General features: G+C 63.9%; 1 protein-coding gene. It reads left to right on the forward strand.

The features are described from left to right. Positions 1–752, forward strand: a 752-nt coding sequence (locus tag EN939_RS36540) for a multidrug efflux MFS transporter (protein ID WP_164751615.1), incomplete at its 5' end; no start/stop codon positions are given. Positions 753–772: the final 20 nt, after the last annotated feature.

A 772-nucleotide genomic window follows, 5' to 3' on the forward strand; every position in this document is an offset into this window, starting at 1 on the left:
CCACCGTAACGGTCGGCCTCGTGTCGGGGGCGCTCTATCTGCTGCACGCGCGGCGCGCCAAAAACCCGCTGCTGGCGCTCGAACTGTTCCGCAACCAGGTGTTCCGCTCCTCGGTGCTTGGCGGCGGACTGTTCCGCATCGGCATTGGTGCTGTGCCGTTCCTGCTGCCGCTGATGTTCCAGATCGGTTTTGGGCTGACGCCGTTCCAGTCCGGCATGATCACCTTCGTCTCTGCAATCGGCGCCATCGGCATGAAATTCGTCACCGCGCTGATCTTCCGCGTCGCCGGCTTCCGCCGCGTGCTGGTTGTCGGTTCGCTGGTCGCCGCCGCCTCGATCGCCATCAACGGCCTGTTCACACCCGACACACCTTATCTCTTGATGCTGGCCATGCTGCTCGTCGGCGGCTTCATCCGATCGATGTTCTTCACTGGCGTCAATGCGCTCGCCTATGCCGAGGTTTCGGCTGAAGACACCAGCAAGGCGACGCCGATTACAGCGGTGTTCCAGCAGTTGTCGGTCGCGCTCGGCGTGGCGCTGGCCGGCGGAATCCTGGAAGTATCGACGTCAATCCATGGCGGCCCGCTGTCGCTGGACGACTTCCACATTGCCTTCTTCATCGTTGCAGCGGTCTCGGCGGCGGCATCGCTATCCTTCGTCCGGCTGGCACCCGATGCCGGCAACGCCATCTCCGGTCACGGCCGGCTGACAACACCCAAGACGCTGGAAACGGTGAGCCCACCCGGCAACTGATGGCAGCTACGCTTCGGCCT

The sequence above is a fragment of the Mesorhizobium sp. M7A.F.Ca.CA.002.05.1.1 genome (genome assembly GCF_003998335.1).
GTDB lineage: Bacteria > Pseudomonadota > Alphaproteobacteria > Rhizobiales > Rhizobiaceae > Mesorhizobium.